15 protein-coding genes are annotated in these 14,679 nt (G+C 33.3%); 10 read left to right on the top strand and 5 right to left on the bottom strand.

The window, feature by feature from the left end; translation table 11 throughout:
* Positions 1–294: 294 nt before the first annotated feature.
* Entirely contained in the window at positions 295–1,650 is a 1,356-nt protein-coding gene (dnaA, locus tag HMPREF2715_RS10480; protein ID WP_016930933.1) for a chromosomal replication initiator protein DnaA, read from the bottom strand.
* A gap of 677 nt (positions 1,651–2,327) precedes the next feature.
* Here dnaA and rpmH point away from each other — a divergent pair.
* From rpmH to HMPREF2715_RS10430, 10 genes are all read left to right on the top strand, one after another.
* Complete coding sequence (gene rpmH, locus HMPREF2715_RS10475) at positions 2,328–2,465, top strand: 50S ribosomal protein L34 (RefSeq protein WP_000240855.1); 138 nt, start codon at positions 2,328–2,330, stop codon at positions 2,463–2,465.
* 112 nt (positions 2,466–2,577) lie between these two features.
* The gene (gene rnpA / locus HMPREF2715_RS10470) at positions 2,578–2,928 is read left to right on the top strand and encodes a ribonuclease P protein component (RefSeq protein ID WP_176746492.1); all 351 of its coding nucleotides are present in this window, start codon (positions 2,578–2,580) and stop codon (positions 2,926–2,928) included.
* 153 nt (positions 2,929–3,081) lie between these two features.
* Positions 3,082–4,461, top strand: a complete 1,380-nt coding sequence (gene mnmE / locus HMPREF2715_RS10465) for a tRNA uridine-5-carboxymethylaminomethyl(34) synthesis GTPase MnmE (protein ID WP_070485349.1) — start codon at positions 3,082–3,084, stop codon at positions 4,459–4,461.
* Between the two features lie 119 nt (positions 4,462–4,580).
* Positions 4,581–6,458: a tRNA uridine-5-carboxymethylaminomethyl(34) synthesis enzyme MnmG gene (gene mnmG, locus HMPREF2715_RS10460; protein ID WP_011276914.1), complete on the top strand. Its 1,878-nt coding sequence runs from the start codon at positions 4,581–4,583 to the stop codon at positions 6,456–6,458.
* Complete coding sequence (rsmG, locus tag HMPREF2715_RS10455; RefSeq protein ID WP_070840064.1) at positions 6,458–7,180, top strand: 16S rRNA (guanine(527)-N(7))-methyltransferase RsmG; 723 nt, start codon at positions 6,458–6,460, stop codon at positions 7,178–7,180. Before mnmG ends, rsmG begins: the two co-directional genes overlap by 1 nt.
* 45 nt (positions 7,181–7,225) lie before the next feature.
* Positions 7,226–8,065 carry a nucleoid occlusion protein gene (noc, locus tag HMPREF2715_RS10450; protein WP_037552648.1) on the top strand — a complete coding sequence of 280 codons (840 nt, stop codon included), beginning with the start codon at positions 7,226–7,228 and terminating at the stop codon, positions 8,063–8,065.
* Positions 8,066–8,285: 220 nt separating this feature from the next.
* On the top strand, positions 8,286–8,648 hold the full coding sequence (locus HMPREF2715_RS10445) for a DUF3147 family protein (RefSeq protein ID WP_053024873.1): 363 nt from the start codon (positions 8,286–8,288) through the stop codon (positions 8,646–8,648).
* Between the two features lie 18 nt (positions 8,649–8,666).
* On the top strand, positions 8,667–9,065 hold the full coding sequence (locus HMPREF2715_RS10440; protein ID WP_037551846.1) for a DUF3147 family protein: 399 nt from the start codon (positions 8,667–8,669) through the stop codon (positions 9,063–9,065).
* A complete protein-coding gene (locus HMPREF2715_RS10435) occupies positions 9,028–9,567 on the top strand; it encodes a TetR/AcrR family transcriptional regulator (RefSeq protein ID WP_037551843.1) in 540 nt (179 codons plus the stop codon). Before HMPREF2715_RS10440 ends, HMPREF2715_RS10435 begins: the two co-directional genes overlap by 38 nt.
* Before the next feature lie 257 nt (positions 9,568–9,824).
* Positions 9,825–10,397, top strand: a complete 573-nt coding sequence (locus HMPREF2715_RS10430) for a helix-turn-helix domain-containing protein (RefSeq protein ID WP_037551841.1) — start codon at positions 9,825–9,827, stop codon at positions 10,395–10,397.
* Positions 10,398–10,453: 56 nt separating this feature from the next.
* Here HMPREF2715_RS10430 and HMPREF2715_RS10425 read toward each other — a convergent pair whose 3' ends face one another.
* From HMPREF2715_RS10425 to HMPREF2715_RS10410, 4 genes are all read right to left on the bottom strand, one after another.
* Entirely contained in the window at positions 10,454–11,485 is a 1,032-nt protein-coding gene (locus HMPREF2715_RS10425) for a Spy0128 family protein (protein ID WP_256327036.1), read from the bottom strand.
* A gap of 328 nt (positions 11,486–11,813) precedes the next feature.
* Complete coding sequence (locus HMPREF2715_RS10420) at positions 11,814–12,008, bottom strand: VraH family peptide resistance protein (RefSeq protein WP_053023567.1); 195 nt, start codon at positions 12,006–12,008, stop codon at positions 11,814–11,816.
* 27 nt (positions 12,009–12,035) lie between these two features.
* Positions 12,036–13,919 carry an FtsX-like permease family protein gene (locus tag HMPREF2715_RS10415; protein ID WP_070840058.1) on the bottom strand — a complete coding sequence of 628 codons (1,884 nt, stop codon included), beginning with the start codon at positions 13,917–13,919 and terminating at the stop codon, positions 12,036–12,038.
* On the bottom strand, positions 13,909–14,667 hold the full coding sequence (locus tag HMPREF2715_RS10410) for an ABC transporter ATP-binding protein (RefSeq protein WP_037551836.1): 759 nt from the start codon (positions 14,665–14,667) through the stop codon (positions 13,909–13,911). Before HMPREF2715_RS10410 ends, HMPREF2715_RS10415 begins: the two co-directional genes overlap by 11 nt.
* Between the last annotated feature and the right edge of the window lie 12 nt (positions 14,668–14,679).

Below are 14,679 nucleotides of genomic sequence, written 5' to 3'. Positions count from 1 at the left end.
AAACTCCTTCCAGTCGTTTATATATAATTATATAGGTTTTAAATTCATAGTAATAGTAGTAGGGCTTGTGGATTAGTGGATATGTTAAGAAAATCCTTGTGTGCCAAAGTTATACACATGTAGATAAACTGTTGATGTTGTGTATTACTTTTAAACATTATCCACAATTACGAATAAAATGTTTATGACGTTTATCATTAATCAATGCTTCTTATACCATAATAACTTGTCACTATTTTTTATTTCCCACTTTATCATTCATAATCTGTTGTATAACAGTTTTCAACTTTTATTTTATTGATTGCGAATTTCTTTTTCCAAATCTTCAACTTCTTGTTTAAAAATTGTATCGGCTTTAATATCTTTAGCGATTTTTTCGTGCGCATGAATTACTGTCGTATGATCTCGACCACCGAATTCTTCACCAATCTTAGGTAATGAAAAATCAGTAAGTTCTCTTGATAAATACATCGCAATTTGACGTGGATAAGCAATTGATTTTGTACGTTTTTTTGCGCTGAAATCTTCGATGCGAACGTTGTAGTAATGTCCAACGACTTTTTGAATATCTTGAATCGTAATTTTTTTAGATTTAGGAACTTGAATAATATCTTTGAGCGCTTCTGCTGCTAATTCAGTCGTAATAGGTCTGCCTTGAAGTTTAGAATAGGCAAGCAAACGTGTGAGTGCGCCTTCTAATTCACGGATGTTTGATTGAATTTGATTAGCAATATAATTTAAAGCTTCAGCAGGAATTTCTAAATTCTCTTCTTCGATTTTTTTCTGAAGAATCGCCATACGCGTTTCATAGTCAGGAGGAGTAATATCAACGATTAATCCCCATTCGAAACGAGAACGTAAACGGTCTTCTAATTTTGCAATTTCTTTAGGTGGACGGTCACTTGAAATGACAATTTGCTTCTTATTTTGATGTAATTCATTAAATGTATGGAAGAACTCTTCTTGCGTTTGTTCTTTATTCTGAATAAATTGAATGTCATCAATCAGTAACACGTCGATGTTTCTATACTTCTCTCTAAAGGCTTCAGGTTCATTGTTACGAATTGATTTGATGAAGTCATTTGTGAATTTTTCACTTGAAGTATATAGTACTTTAGCATTTGGTTGATTGCTAAGAACATGATGACCGATCGCATGCATAAGATGTGTCTTACCAAGACCAACGCCACCATATATAAATAGAGGGTTGTATGCTTGTGCTGGTGCTTCAGCAACTGCAAGACTTGCTGCATGTGGAAATCTATTGCCAGGTCCAATGACGAAAGTATCAAATGTATTGTGAGTATTGAATTGATCTGTGCCTTCATGACCATCTTCAATGATTTGACGTTGAGGTTCGCTTGGCGTGTTAGATTTACGACTTGTCTCATCAAGTTCAGCTAATTGTTCAGCAGTGAAAAATTTGGGTTCAACTTCATAACCAATAACATCTTTCATAATTGTTTGGATTACTTCTTTGTAGTTTGAATTTAACCATTCTGCGTAAAATTCATGAATTACAAAGATGATTGCAACATTATCACGAATTTCTTTGAGTTCTGTATCTTTCAAAAAAGTATTAAATGTCGATTTAGATATTTCTGATTCAGCAACTTCTAATACTTTTTTCCAAATTTCTTGTTCTGACATAAAATAAACTCCATCTTCTTTTAAATTTAGGACTTATACACAGACATTTAGACAAGTGGATAAAAATAATCACAGCATGTTAATAATTATCCACAAGTTAATAACATTCAGTGGATAACTTTATATATGCTATGATTTATTCACACTAAATACGTATATAAAATCAATAAATAAATCCTTTAAAAATAATGAGTTAGACGACTTATCCACATAATTATACTTTTTAACTTAGAGAGATGTCAAATAGGTGTGAATATGTTGTTAAATTCGGTATAAATCTGTTAATAATTAATATATTATCCACAGAATCTTGAATCTCGTATGTGTATAAGTGGATAATTTTAAAAAACTAAGTTTATGTACTACAACAGCTTTGGGAAATAATTTATAAAGATGAATTTAAAATGAATAAAGTGTGTGAGACGCACGTTTGGCGAAATGTATAAATATTAAAAATGGTTGTTGACAAGTGGTTAAAAAATAACATCTTAATGCAAATGCTACTTGCTTTATAAATAGTAATTTGTTATATTGTAGTAGTTGTTTGAATTATGACTAGATAAAATTGAATTAAAACAAGAATTCTGATATCAGAAATTATAATTTATCTATTAAAATAATCAGGATCACTACAAGAGCAAGTGAGCTGGATAAATATGTAGATGGAGGTGTTTTGCATGGTAAAACGTACTTATCAACCAAATAAACGTAAACATAGTAAAGTTCATGGTTTCAGAAAACGCATGAGCACTAAAAATGGCCGTAAAGTTTTAGCACGTCGTCGTCGTAAAGGCCGTAAAGTTTTATCAGCATAAGATCACTGACTTCTCAGTGGTCTTTTTTTTCGTTTGAATAGGTATAAATTGAGATACGCTATATCAAAACTAACTTTAGCTAAGATGGCAAAGAATAAAATAAGCGAGTGATGTGAACGTGGAGAAGGCTTACCGTATAAAAAAGAATACTGATTTTCAAACGATTTATAAAAGAGGAAAATCGGTAGCAAATAGACAGTTTGTTGTTTATACCTACAATAGTAATAAAGATCATTTTCGATTAGGTATTAGTGTATCTAAAAAATTAGGCAATGCAGTGACTCGAAATAGAATTAAACGTGCGATAAGAGAGAATTTCAAAATTCATAAAGAAGATATTATTGCACGTGATATTATCGTTATTGCTAGGCAACCAGCTAAGGATATGACTACACTTGAAATCCAGGGTAGCTTAGAACATGTATTAAAAATTGCAAAGGTCTTTAATAAAAAGATTAGATAGAAGGGTAGGGGAGTTTTAGACACCTGTTAGTCTGACGTTAGACAAACCGAAGTCTTAACTTATGAGCGATAAATCAACTTATTAGCAATTTTTATAGAAACAAATTACAATGTTATAATGAAATTTTACTTGAATAAGGAGGCGAGGATAATCATGGATTTTGATACGATAACTAGTATTTCAACACCTATGGGTGAAGGAGCAATCGGTATTGTCCGTTTATCTGGACCACAAGCCGTTGAAATTGGAGATAAGCTATATAAAGGAAAGAAAAAGTTACAAGACGTAGATTCACATACGATTAATTATGGTCATATCGTAGATCCCGAAACAAATGAAGTTGTTGAAGAAGTTATGATATCTGTGCTAAGAGCACCAAGAACATTTACACGCGAGGACATTATTGAAATTAATTGTCACGGTGGTATTTTAACAATTAATCGAATATTAGAACTTACAATGACGCATGGTGCAAGAATGGCAGAGCCAGGGGAATATACAAAGCGTGCATTCTTGAACGGGCGTATCGATTTATCACAAGCTGAAGCTGTTATGGATTTTATTCGTTCTAAAACAGATCGTGCTTCTAAAGTTGCCATGAACCAAATCGAAGGGCGACTAAGTGATTTAATTAAGCGACAACGTCAATCCATTTTAGAAATTCTCGCGCAAGTAGAAGTGAACATTGATTATCCAGAATATGACGATGTTGAAGATGCTACAACTGAATTCCTATTAGAGCAATCTAAAAAGATTAAAAACGAAATTAATCTATTATTAGAGACTGGAACACAAGGTAAAATTATGAGAGAGGGTCTTTCAACCGTTATCGTTGGTAAACCAAATGTAGGGAAATCGTCAATGTTAAATAACCTTATTCAAGATAATAAAGCCATCGTAACTGAAGTTGCAGGTACAACTCGTGACGTTTTAGAAGAATACGTCAATGTTAGAGGTGTACCATTAAGATTGGTAGATACTGCAGGTATTCGTGACACTGAAGATATCGTTGAAAAAATTGGTGTCGAACGTTCACGCAAAGCCTTAAGTGAAGCAGATCTAATCTTATTTGTATTAAATAACAATGAGCCATTAACACAAGAAGATCGTACATTATATGAAGTTATTAAAAATGAAGATGCCATTGTAATTGTTAACAAAACTGATTTAGAACAAAACTTAGATATAAATGAAGTAAAAGAAATGATTGGTGATACACCACTTATCCAAACATCTATGCTTAAACAAGAAGGTATTGATCAACTAGAATTACAAATACGAGATTTATTCTTTGGTGGCGATGTTCAAAACCAAGATATGACGTATGTATCTAATTCAAGACATATCTCTTTATTAAAGCAAGCTAGAAATGCCATTCAAGATGCGATTGATGCAGCTGAATCAGGTATTCCTATGGATATGGTTCAAATTGACTTAACGCGTACTTGGGAATTATTAGGTGAAATTATTGGTGAATCTGCTAGTGATGAATTGATTGATCAACTATTTAGTCAATTCTGCTTAGGAAAATAATAGTTTATACCTTATAGCTATGTAACGTTTAAGAAATGATAAATATTAAAGAAACTGAGACGGTAGGAAGTCTTATTTATAAAATTAAGGACAAAGGAAATTTAAAGGAGGTCAATTAGGTGGTTCAAGAATATGATGTAATCGTCATTGGTGCTGGACATGCAGGTATTGAAGCAGGTTTGGCATCTGCAAGACGTGGCGCAAAAACACTAATGCTAACAATTAATCTAGATAATATTGCATTCATGCCATGTAACCCATCAGTAGGTGGTCCAGCGAAAGGTATTGTCGTTCGAGAAATTGACGCATTAGGTGGACAAATGGCTAAAGCGATTGATAAAACACATATCCAAATGCGTATGTTAAATACTGGTAAAGGACCAGCAGTACGTGCGTTACGTGCTCAAGCAGACAAAGTGTTATATCAACAAGAAATGAAACGTGTCATTGAAGATGAAGATAATTTAGACATCATGCAAGGTATGGTGGATGAATTAATTATTGAAGACAATGAAGTAAAAGGTGTCCGCACAAATATCGGTACTGAATATCGCGCTCAAGCGGTTGTTATTACGACAGGTACATTCTTACGTGGTGAAATAATCTTAGGTAACATGAAATATTCAAGTGGTCCAAATCATCAACTTCCATCTATCACTCTAGCTGATAATTTAAGAGAATTAGGTTTTGAAGTTGTGCGCTTTAAAACGGGTACACCTCCACGTGTAAACGCGAAAACAATTGACTATTCTAAGACGGAAATTCAACCTGGTGATGATGTAGGTCGTGCATTTAGTTTTGAAACTACAGAATATATCCTAGACCAATTACCTTGTTGGTTAACATATACCAATGATCGTACACATAAAGTCATCGATGATAATCTACATTTATCAGCTATGTATTCAGGTATGATTAAAGGAACAGGTCCTCGTTATTGTCCATCAATTGAAGATAAATTTGTGCGTTTTAATGATAAACCTAGACATCAACTTTTCCTAGAGCCTGAAGGTCGTAATACAAATGAAGTTTACGTTCAAGGACTTTCAACAAGCTTACCAGAACACGTACAACGTCAAATGTTAGAAACGATTCCTGGTCTTGAAAAGGCAGACATGATGCGTGCGGGTTATGCCATTGAATATGATGCGATTGTGCCAACGCAATTATGGCCAACATTGGAAACTAAAATGATTAAAAATTTATATACGGCTGGACAAATCAATGGTACTTCAGGATATGAGGAAGCGGCTGGTCAAGGTATTATGGCTGGAATCAATGCTGCAGGTAAAGTGCTTGGTACCGGAGAAAAAATCTTAAGTCGTTCAGATGCATATATTGGTGTTTTAATTGATGACTTAGTTACAAAAGGTACGAATGAGCCTTACCGCTTATTAACATCTCGTGCAGAATATAGATTATTACTACGTCATGATAATGCTGACTTGCGTTTGACTGATGTAGGTTATGAATTAGGTATGATTTCAGAAGAACGTTACGCGCGTTTTAATGAAAAGCGTCAGCAAATTCAAGATGAAATCCAACGTTTAACTGATATTCGTATTAAACCAAATGAACACACACAATCTGTCATTGAGGCAAATGGTGGTTCACGTCTAAAAGATGGCATTCTAGCAATTGATCTATTACGACGTCCTGAAATGACATATAATACAATCTTAGAAATTCTAGAAGAAAGTCATCAATTACCTGAAGCGGTTGAAGAGCAAGTTGAAATTCAAACGAAATACGAAGGCTATATCAATAAATCATTGCAACAAGTTGAAAAAGTTAAACGCATGGAAGAGAAAAAAATTCCGGAAGACTTAGATTATAGTAAAGTGGATAGTTTAGCGACTGAAGCTCGTGAAAAATTAGCTGAAGTTAAACCATTGAATATTGCACAAGCATCACGAATCTCTGGTGTTAACCCAGCAGACATCTCAATCTTACTTGTTTATTTAGAGCAAGGTAAATTGCAAAGGGTGAAAAATTAATGAATGGCGTAGAATGGCTAGCTAAAGAATTAAGTGAACATGGAATTGAATTGTCAGATAAACAAAAAGAACAATTTCAAACATATTATCGTTTACTTGTAGAATGGAATGAGAAAATGAATCTCACAAGTATTACAGATGAACATGAAGTTTATTTGAAACATTTCTATGATTCAATTACACCGAGCTTTTATTATGATTTCAATCAGCCTTTAACCATCTGTGATGTTGGTGCAGGTGCAGGTTTCCCAAGTATTCCATTGAAGATTGTTTACCCTGAATTGAAAGTAACCATTGTAGATTCTTTAAATAAACGTATTCAATTTTTAAATCATCTAGCTGCTGAACTTGGCTTAACACAAGTTAGCTTTGTACATGATCGCGCTGAAACATTCGGTAAAGGCGTAAACAGAGAAACGTATGACGTAGTTACAGCACGTGCAGTAGCCAGACTTACAGTGTTAAGTGAATTGTGCCTTCCTTTAGTTAAAAAGGGTGGCCAGTTCATCGCATTGAAGTCTTCTAAAGGAGAAGAAGAATTAGAAGAAGCACAATTTGGGATTAGTATATTAGGTGGCGTCTTTAGTGATTCTTATACATTTGATTTACCAGAAGATGCTGGTGAACGACAAATGATTATTATAGATAAACGTCGTCAAACATCTAAAAAATATCCTAGAAAACCTGGTACGCCTAATAAATCTCCTTTACTAAAAAATTAATAGCACCTACATGTTAAAATTAATTTTAAGAGGAGTGAATGGATAATGAAAAAGCCTTTTTCAAAATTATTTGGATTGAAAAATAAAGATGACATCGTTGGATACATTGAAGAAGATCGCAATTCTAGCGTCGAATCCATTCAAATTGAGCGTATTGTACCTAACCGTTATCAACCAAGACAGGTGTTTGACTCAAGTAAGATTACTGAACTTGCTGAATCTATTGACGAGCATGGTTTATTACAACCCATCGTTGTAAGACCGATTGAAGAGAATATGTACGAAATTATTGCGGGTGAACGACGTTTTAGAGCACTACAGTCACTGCATAAATCTCAAGCAGATGTCATTATACGTCATATGAATGATGAAGAAACAGCAGTTGTTGCATTAATTGAGAATATTCAACGTGAAAATTTATCTGCTGTTGAAGAAGCGGAAGCTTATAAAAAGCTTCTTGAGATTGGTGGAACAACGCAAAGTGAATTAGCTAAAAGTTTAGGTAAAAGTCAAAGTTTTATCGCAAATAAATTGCGATTATTGAAATTAGCACCTAAAGTGATTAGTCGTTTAAGAGAAGGCAAGATTACTGAGCGTCATGCTCGTGCTGTCTTATCTCTTAAAGAGGACGATCAAGAAAAGCTAATTGAACAAGTGATTAGTCAAAAATTAAATGTTAAACAAACAGAGGCACGTGTTAAACAGAAAATTGGACCAGAAAAAGTAAAGGCTCAATCTTTCCAATTCTCTAAAGATTTAACACAAGCCCGTGACGAAGTTGGAAAAAGCATTCAAGCCATTGAACAATCTGGTATACGTGTAGAACAACGTGATAAAGAACATGATGATTATTACGAAATTAAAATAAAAATTTATAAAAAATAGATGAAAAGTGTGTATAATGCTATTCCTTGAAAAATAGGTTTTAAAGTTATACCACTTAATAATAGCACTAAGATGATTAAAAGTTGAATCATTTTAGTGTTTTTTATGTTCATATAGCATTCATTTTTATTATAAAGTGCTGTTTACATAGCTAATAAATAGATTTACAATATTATTAAACGAAACGTATCGTTTAATAATTAAAGAAGAAGGGTTTATTGTGTTCGGAATATCCATTTCTAGTGCTATTCTTCATTTTGTTATTGGAGGTCTTGCAGTGGCGATTGCATCTATAATGGCTGAGAAGGTCGGTGGTAAAATGGGTGGCATTATCGCTACTATGCCGGCAGTCTACTTAGCTGCAATTATAGCCCTTGCGATAGATCATCGTGGCAATCAATTAGTTCAAATGTCAATTCATCTTAGTTCTGGTGCCATTATTGGAATTATATCGTGCATCATAACAGTCTTTTTAACGTCTCTTTATATTAGTAAAAGAGATTATAAAAGAGGAACAGGATTTGCATTAATATGTTGGCTTGTAATTTCTCTAAGTATATTTGTTGTTAGACATATGAATTAATCATTGGAGGCTTTTGTAATGAAATTAGCATTAATTAAATTCTTGGTTGGGGGACTTGCAGTTACGCTGAGTTATATTATCTCTGTTATTTTACCTTGGAAAGAACTCGGGGGTGTGTTTGCTACATTACCTGCAGTATTCTTGGTTTCATTGTTTATCACAGGAATGCAACATGGCGATGTTATTGCTAAGCACGTAAGTAGAGGTGCAGTTTTTGGCATGACGGGCGTACTTATTAGTATACTAGCAACATGGGCGATGCTATATTTTACAAATCAATGGCTACTTAGTATTGTTATTGGATTTATTGCATGGTTTGTAAGTGCAGTAATTATTTTTGAAGCGGTTGAATTTATTACGCATTTAAGAAGGGGAAAACATGGCTGGAAGACCGAAAGATCCGACAATCAATCATAAAATTTTTAATGAATTAGATCGAATGTTGGCTACAACACATTTTAGAGACATCACCATCGATCAAATTTCTGAAAACACAGGTGTGTCTAAAGCTACAATATATCGACGTTGGAAAGATAAATCTTCAATTATTGTAGATATGTTCGTGAGTAGAACACAGATTTTTGAAAATGAAAATAAAGATCTACACACGGGGTTGTATCAATTCTTAATTAAAATAATGGAAATTTATAAAACGAATTTAGGGCGTGCGGTTATTGAAATATTAATTAGTAATCAACAAGTTGAAGCACGTGAATTGTTTATGAAGGGTTATTTTAAAAGTAATCGAAAATTATTGAAATCAATCATAGCACATCACATAAAAGAAGAGGATCAAGATTTATTTATAGATATGATTTTCTCACCAATTTATTTCAATATTTTAATTAAACCGGAAACACTTGATGAAGCATATATTGAAAAAATGCTAGACGTTATCTTAAAATCTTTTAATCAATAATATCTTAATTAACAAAAGGAACTGCGTTTAAATAAATAGCGCAGTTCCTTTTTTAGACGTCGAGAAGTCTTATAAATACTGATAAATCAACATGTAAAAGGACTTTGACAATGAAAAAGATGCGAATGACAAAGAAATTTGGTAGTTTTTTATATGAAGAAACGTTTCTATGGAGTTGAAGTGAGATACAACTATTAATGTCTATCTTGCTTATAATCTAGGCAAGATTAATCTAAATGGTTAAGGAGTTATGGGTGATGGAAATCGGTCAACAAATTCGGAAATATAGAGAAAAAGAAAATTATTCTCAAGAGTACCTAGCTGAGAAATTATATGTTTCGAGACAAACGATTTCTAATTGGGAGAATGAAAGAAGCTATCCAGATATCCATAATTTATTAATGATGTGTAACTTATTTAATGTTTCATTAGATGATCTTGTCAAAGGAGACGTGAAACGTATGGAACATGAAGAAATTAAAAAAGACATGGATTTTTGGACGTGGATGATGCTAATTTGGACGTTATTAGCATGTGTTTTAATAGGACCGCTTTTATTTTATTTAAGTTGGTGGGGTGTTGCGATAACCTATGTCATTTTTTCTATAGGTTTTTATAGTTCTACAAGGATAGATAAAATTAAATATAAACACGGCATGGATAATTACGATCGAATCGTAGCTTTTATGAATGGTCAAGATCCTAATGAAGTTCAGACTACTAAAACACGCAATTTCATTACGAGTATCTTATCATTTATCTTTGTAGTAGGCGCATTTGTAATCATATGCTGGTTGAGTATTTATCTATCATTTAAATTTTTACCATAACAATTTAAAGGCCTATGAAACGCAATGCTTCATAGGCCTTTAGTAATTATAAGTGATTATTTATTGCGTAATCTTCTTCTACCAATTAATAATACGCTACCTAAACCTGCAAACATTGTTGCTAATAATGATTTATTCATATTAGCGTCGTCGCTACCAGTATTTGGTAGGTGTTTCGGTTGATTTGGTTGTTTAGGTGTTGGTGGCACACCTGGTTTTTCAGGTGGGTTGCCTGGTGGGTTAACTGGAGGTTGACCCGGTGTTTTAGGCGGATTATGTGGTGGTTTGTTTGGCGTTGGTGGTACTGGTGGTTCAACAGTGTTGTTAAATTCAGTATCTGCTGGCACAATGGATGTTGCTGTAAGCACATGTAAATCTTTAGTGACATTCACAGTTACAATTGCTTTCATAGCATCACTATTTATATTCGGTAAATTACTAGGAACTTCTTCAACAGTATACGTGAAGGTCTTACCGGCATCGGCATTTGTATAAGTTGGACGTTTACCTTCAATAAAGTTGAAATTAATTTGACCTGTCGCATTATTTGTACCAGTAGCGATAACTTCGCTGTCAGCATTTTTCATAGTGAATTGAAACTCTCCATTATTCAACGGACGACCAACTAAAGATTTTGTAAAATGAACATCAAAGTCTAATTGCTTGGGTGTTACGTAATAGTTAGTGAATGCCTGATTATTATCATCATCTGAATCATATGCATAACTTACATTGGCATTTAAGATGCCATTTCCTTCAGTTACTATAACAGTCGCTGTAATCGTTAATGGTTCAGCATCGAAATTTGGGTTGAGTTTTGTTGTATTTTCTAAATTTTTCAGGGGAATAGATTGAGATGGTGAAGTTGCATTTTGTACGTCTTCATGTGTTGAATTATTGACTTTCTTTTCAAAAGATTGTTGATTGGAAGCCGTGTCTGTTGTTGACGTACTATTATGTAATTCACTTGCATGAGCTACATCTTGAAAGTCCATAAATAAAAAGGCATCTAATAATATGGAGACTATTCCTATTGAAAACTTTCGAATAGAGAAGCGATACTTTGTTTTTTTGTTGCATAACTTGATGTCCTTTCTTAGATGAATAAAATATTTCTGTCAATTTAATTATAAAATATATAAAATAAAAAAACGGTATTAATATATAATAATCATAATTATTAAAATAAAATGAAAAAAGGGGTAGGATAGAATTCCTTTGAATTCTATCCTACCCTAATCTGCTTAGCTTGTAGAATTTCTTTGTGAAATTCTCTATGTTGTGGCCCCAAACCCCGTATGTATGAATAGAGCTGAGAATCGCTTGATTTAAGGCACTTTCTCAGCTCAGTTAACTACTGTCTATTTGCAATGTAGCCCTTTAATATATTTGTTCTAAATGCTTTGATTTTCAATATTAGTTATTAGTCTTTTCTTCATAACGTTTTAGAATATAACCACCACCAAGTAAGCCTACTGGTACTCCAATAAATGGTGTCGCAATGCCACTCAAGATGAAGACGATAAGTACTAACATAAGACCGTTAAACCAATTGACTTTCAAACTTAATAAATCCTCGTAAGATTTGCGAATTAATTCTTTAATATTCATTTAAACAACGTCCTTTCTTTTCAATTATTAAATAGAGTGTTTTACAATTCGATTTGCATGGATAAATGAGATTGTTGCAAAGATAAGGTAAACAAGTGAATAAACAATCATCACAATGATAATCGGTGTTGGAGAGTATTCTCCCAATAGTTTCATAAATACCATTGCAGCAAATAGTGCGTGTAATAATGCGATGATTAAAGGTAAACCGAAGTTGAATAGAATCTTTAATGCTAGACCTTTCGTCATATCCGTGTGTGTGAAGCCGATACGTCTTAATATGCGATAATTGTTAATTTCATCTTCGGTTTCATCCATTTGTTTAATATAGATAATACATCCCGCTGCGATGAGAAACGCTAATCCTAAGAATGATGTGACAAACATTAGAATACCGTTACTTTCATCTAGCATTTTCTTCGTGTCATTTTTTAATTCAACATTTGCACTTACTTTCTGAGCTAGTTTTTCCGCTTTAGAGAGGTCTTTATGATCTGTGATATTAAAACCGTAATGATGCATTAGTTGGTCCTTCATTTTCAATTTATTGAAATTATCTGGACTTACTTTTAAGACAGGACCTCCTATAGAAACGGTCGACGGAATTACCTCATTGTCATCCTTTTTATTCACGTTTAATGTCATTTTTTGTTGACCTTGAAGTGTCATATCTTCACTCGTATGAACACTTACAATGCCAGAAAGTGGTCCTTGTAGGTTAGTAATAGTAGCATGGTTACCATTAATATTTTTATCTGGCATAACAACGATACCAGCATTTTGCATACCTTCGTTTGTTTTACTTTTTAAGGCATCATTTTTAAATAATTTCGTATTACTACCTTCAAAAGTTTTCGTGTCATATTGAATATGATTTTGTTTTAATAGTTTTTCATACTTTTGAGCTGATTGCGCTTTAGCAAAGTTAACATCTTGAGGTGAGGATACTTGAATCATATAATCTGTATTTGCTTTGCTAATTGCACCAAAACATAGAATAGTTACTGTCACTGCTGAAATAATAGCAATAATTGTTAGTGACATCGCATTTTTCTTCATGCGATGCATAATTGATGAAGTAAATACGACATCTGTAATTGAAATGCGTCCATGTTTAGATTTTTTCAGTGATTTAAATATGATAGATACTGAACTTCTAAAGAATAGATAAGCCCCCACAACGGTTAGAAACAGAATTAAGAAAGGTGTGATCAAGACCATTGTTAAAGCTTCGAACTTACCAAACATCTCAGTGGAAATATAATATCCAAAGATGATCATGATAATGCCTAGAATACCGGCAATAAGTTCAGGAACGGTAATTTTAGCTTTAGTAGCTTCTGATTTAGTATTATCTTTCATCAGTGACAGGATGGTTCTTCTTTTTAGGAAAAGAAAGTTCTGGAGCATAATCAAGATAAATGCTAGTACAAGCATCACAATTGTTTGAATCAATGCAGGAAATTCAAATCCGATTGAGACACCTACTTTCAAATGCATCATCTTCACTAAAATATTGAGTAGAATTTCAGAGCCTACAATACCAATTACAATACCTAAGATGCCAGTAATAACAAAGAATGTGAACTGTTCAATAGCTAGCATTCTTAAAATGTTTTGTCGTGTTAGTCCGATAAGTTGAAATAGCGCAAATTCTCGTGTTCTACGTTTAATAAATAATTGGTTCGCGTACATTAAGAAAATAATAATTGTAATAAATAGGAAAACTGCGCCTACTTTAGCACCTTCTTGGATTACTTTTGGAGAATCACCATTATTAATACTCTGTGTGTACTGCAAAGTGACAAAGCTAAAGTATAAAATAATACTAAAAATGAGTGAAAAAAGATACAGTGCATAATTTTTAAAATTACTTTTTAAGTTTTTGAGTGTAATTTGATTAAACGTCATTTGCGACACCACCTAAGGCTGACTGTAATTGAATGATTTCATCATAAAATTCACGTTTAGATTTATCTTCTTGATGGATTTCTGAATGAATATTGCCATCTTTTAACATAATGACACGCTGTGCAAAACTCGCTGCAGATGGGTCATGAGTTACCATGATTATCGTGCTATTGAATCGCTCGTTCATATCTTCTAGACGGTTAAGTAAGTCTTGTGCGCTTTTCGAATCAAGTGCTCCTGTCGGCTCATCGGCAAAGATGATAGACGGTTTATGAACGAATGCACGTGCGGCAGCGGTACGTTGTTGCTGACCACCTGATATTTCGCTTGGATATTTATCGCTTAACTCATAAATACCGAGTGCTTCAGTGACTTCTTTATAATTTTGTTCCATCTCATCTTTACTTACTTTTTGAACGGATAGTGGCAACATAATATTTTCTTTAACGGTTAAGGTAGGTAAGACGCTGTAATCTTGGAAGATAAATCCAAGTTCTTTCTTACGAAATTGTGCTAATTGCTTATCTTTGAGTTGATTAACTTCATTGCCACTTACTTCTACAGTTCCTCCAGAAATACTATCGATGGAACTAATGACATTGAGGAGGGTAGTCTTACCTGAACCTGAAGGTCCCATTATGGCGACGAATTCCCCTTTATCCACTGAAAAGTTGATGTCGTTTAGGGCTTTATACTTTTGCTTATTTCCATATACTTTTGATAAATGATTGACGTTTAAAATTGGCATGTCGATTGCACT

It is taken from the genome of Staphylococcus sp. HMSC062A01 (assembly GCF_001836805.1).
GTDB lineage: Bacteria > Bacillota > Bacilli > Staphylococcales > Staphylococcaceae > Staphylococcus > Staphylococcus haemolyticus.
The sequence above is the reverse complement of the archived record's forward strand: the minus strand, read 5'-3'. Positions and strand labels throughout refer to the sequence as shown.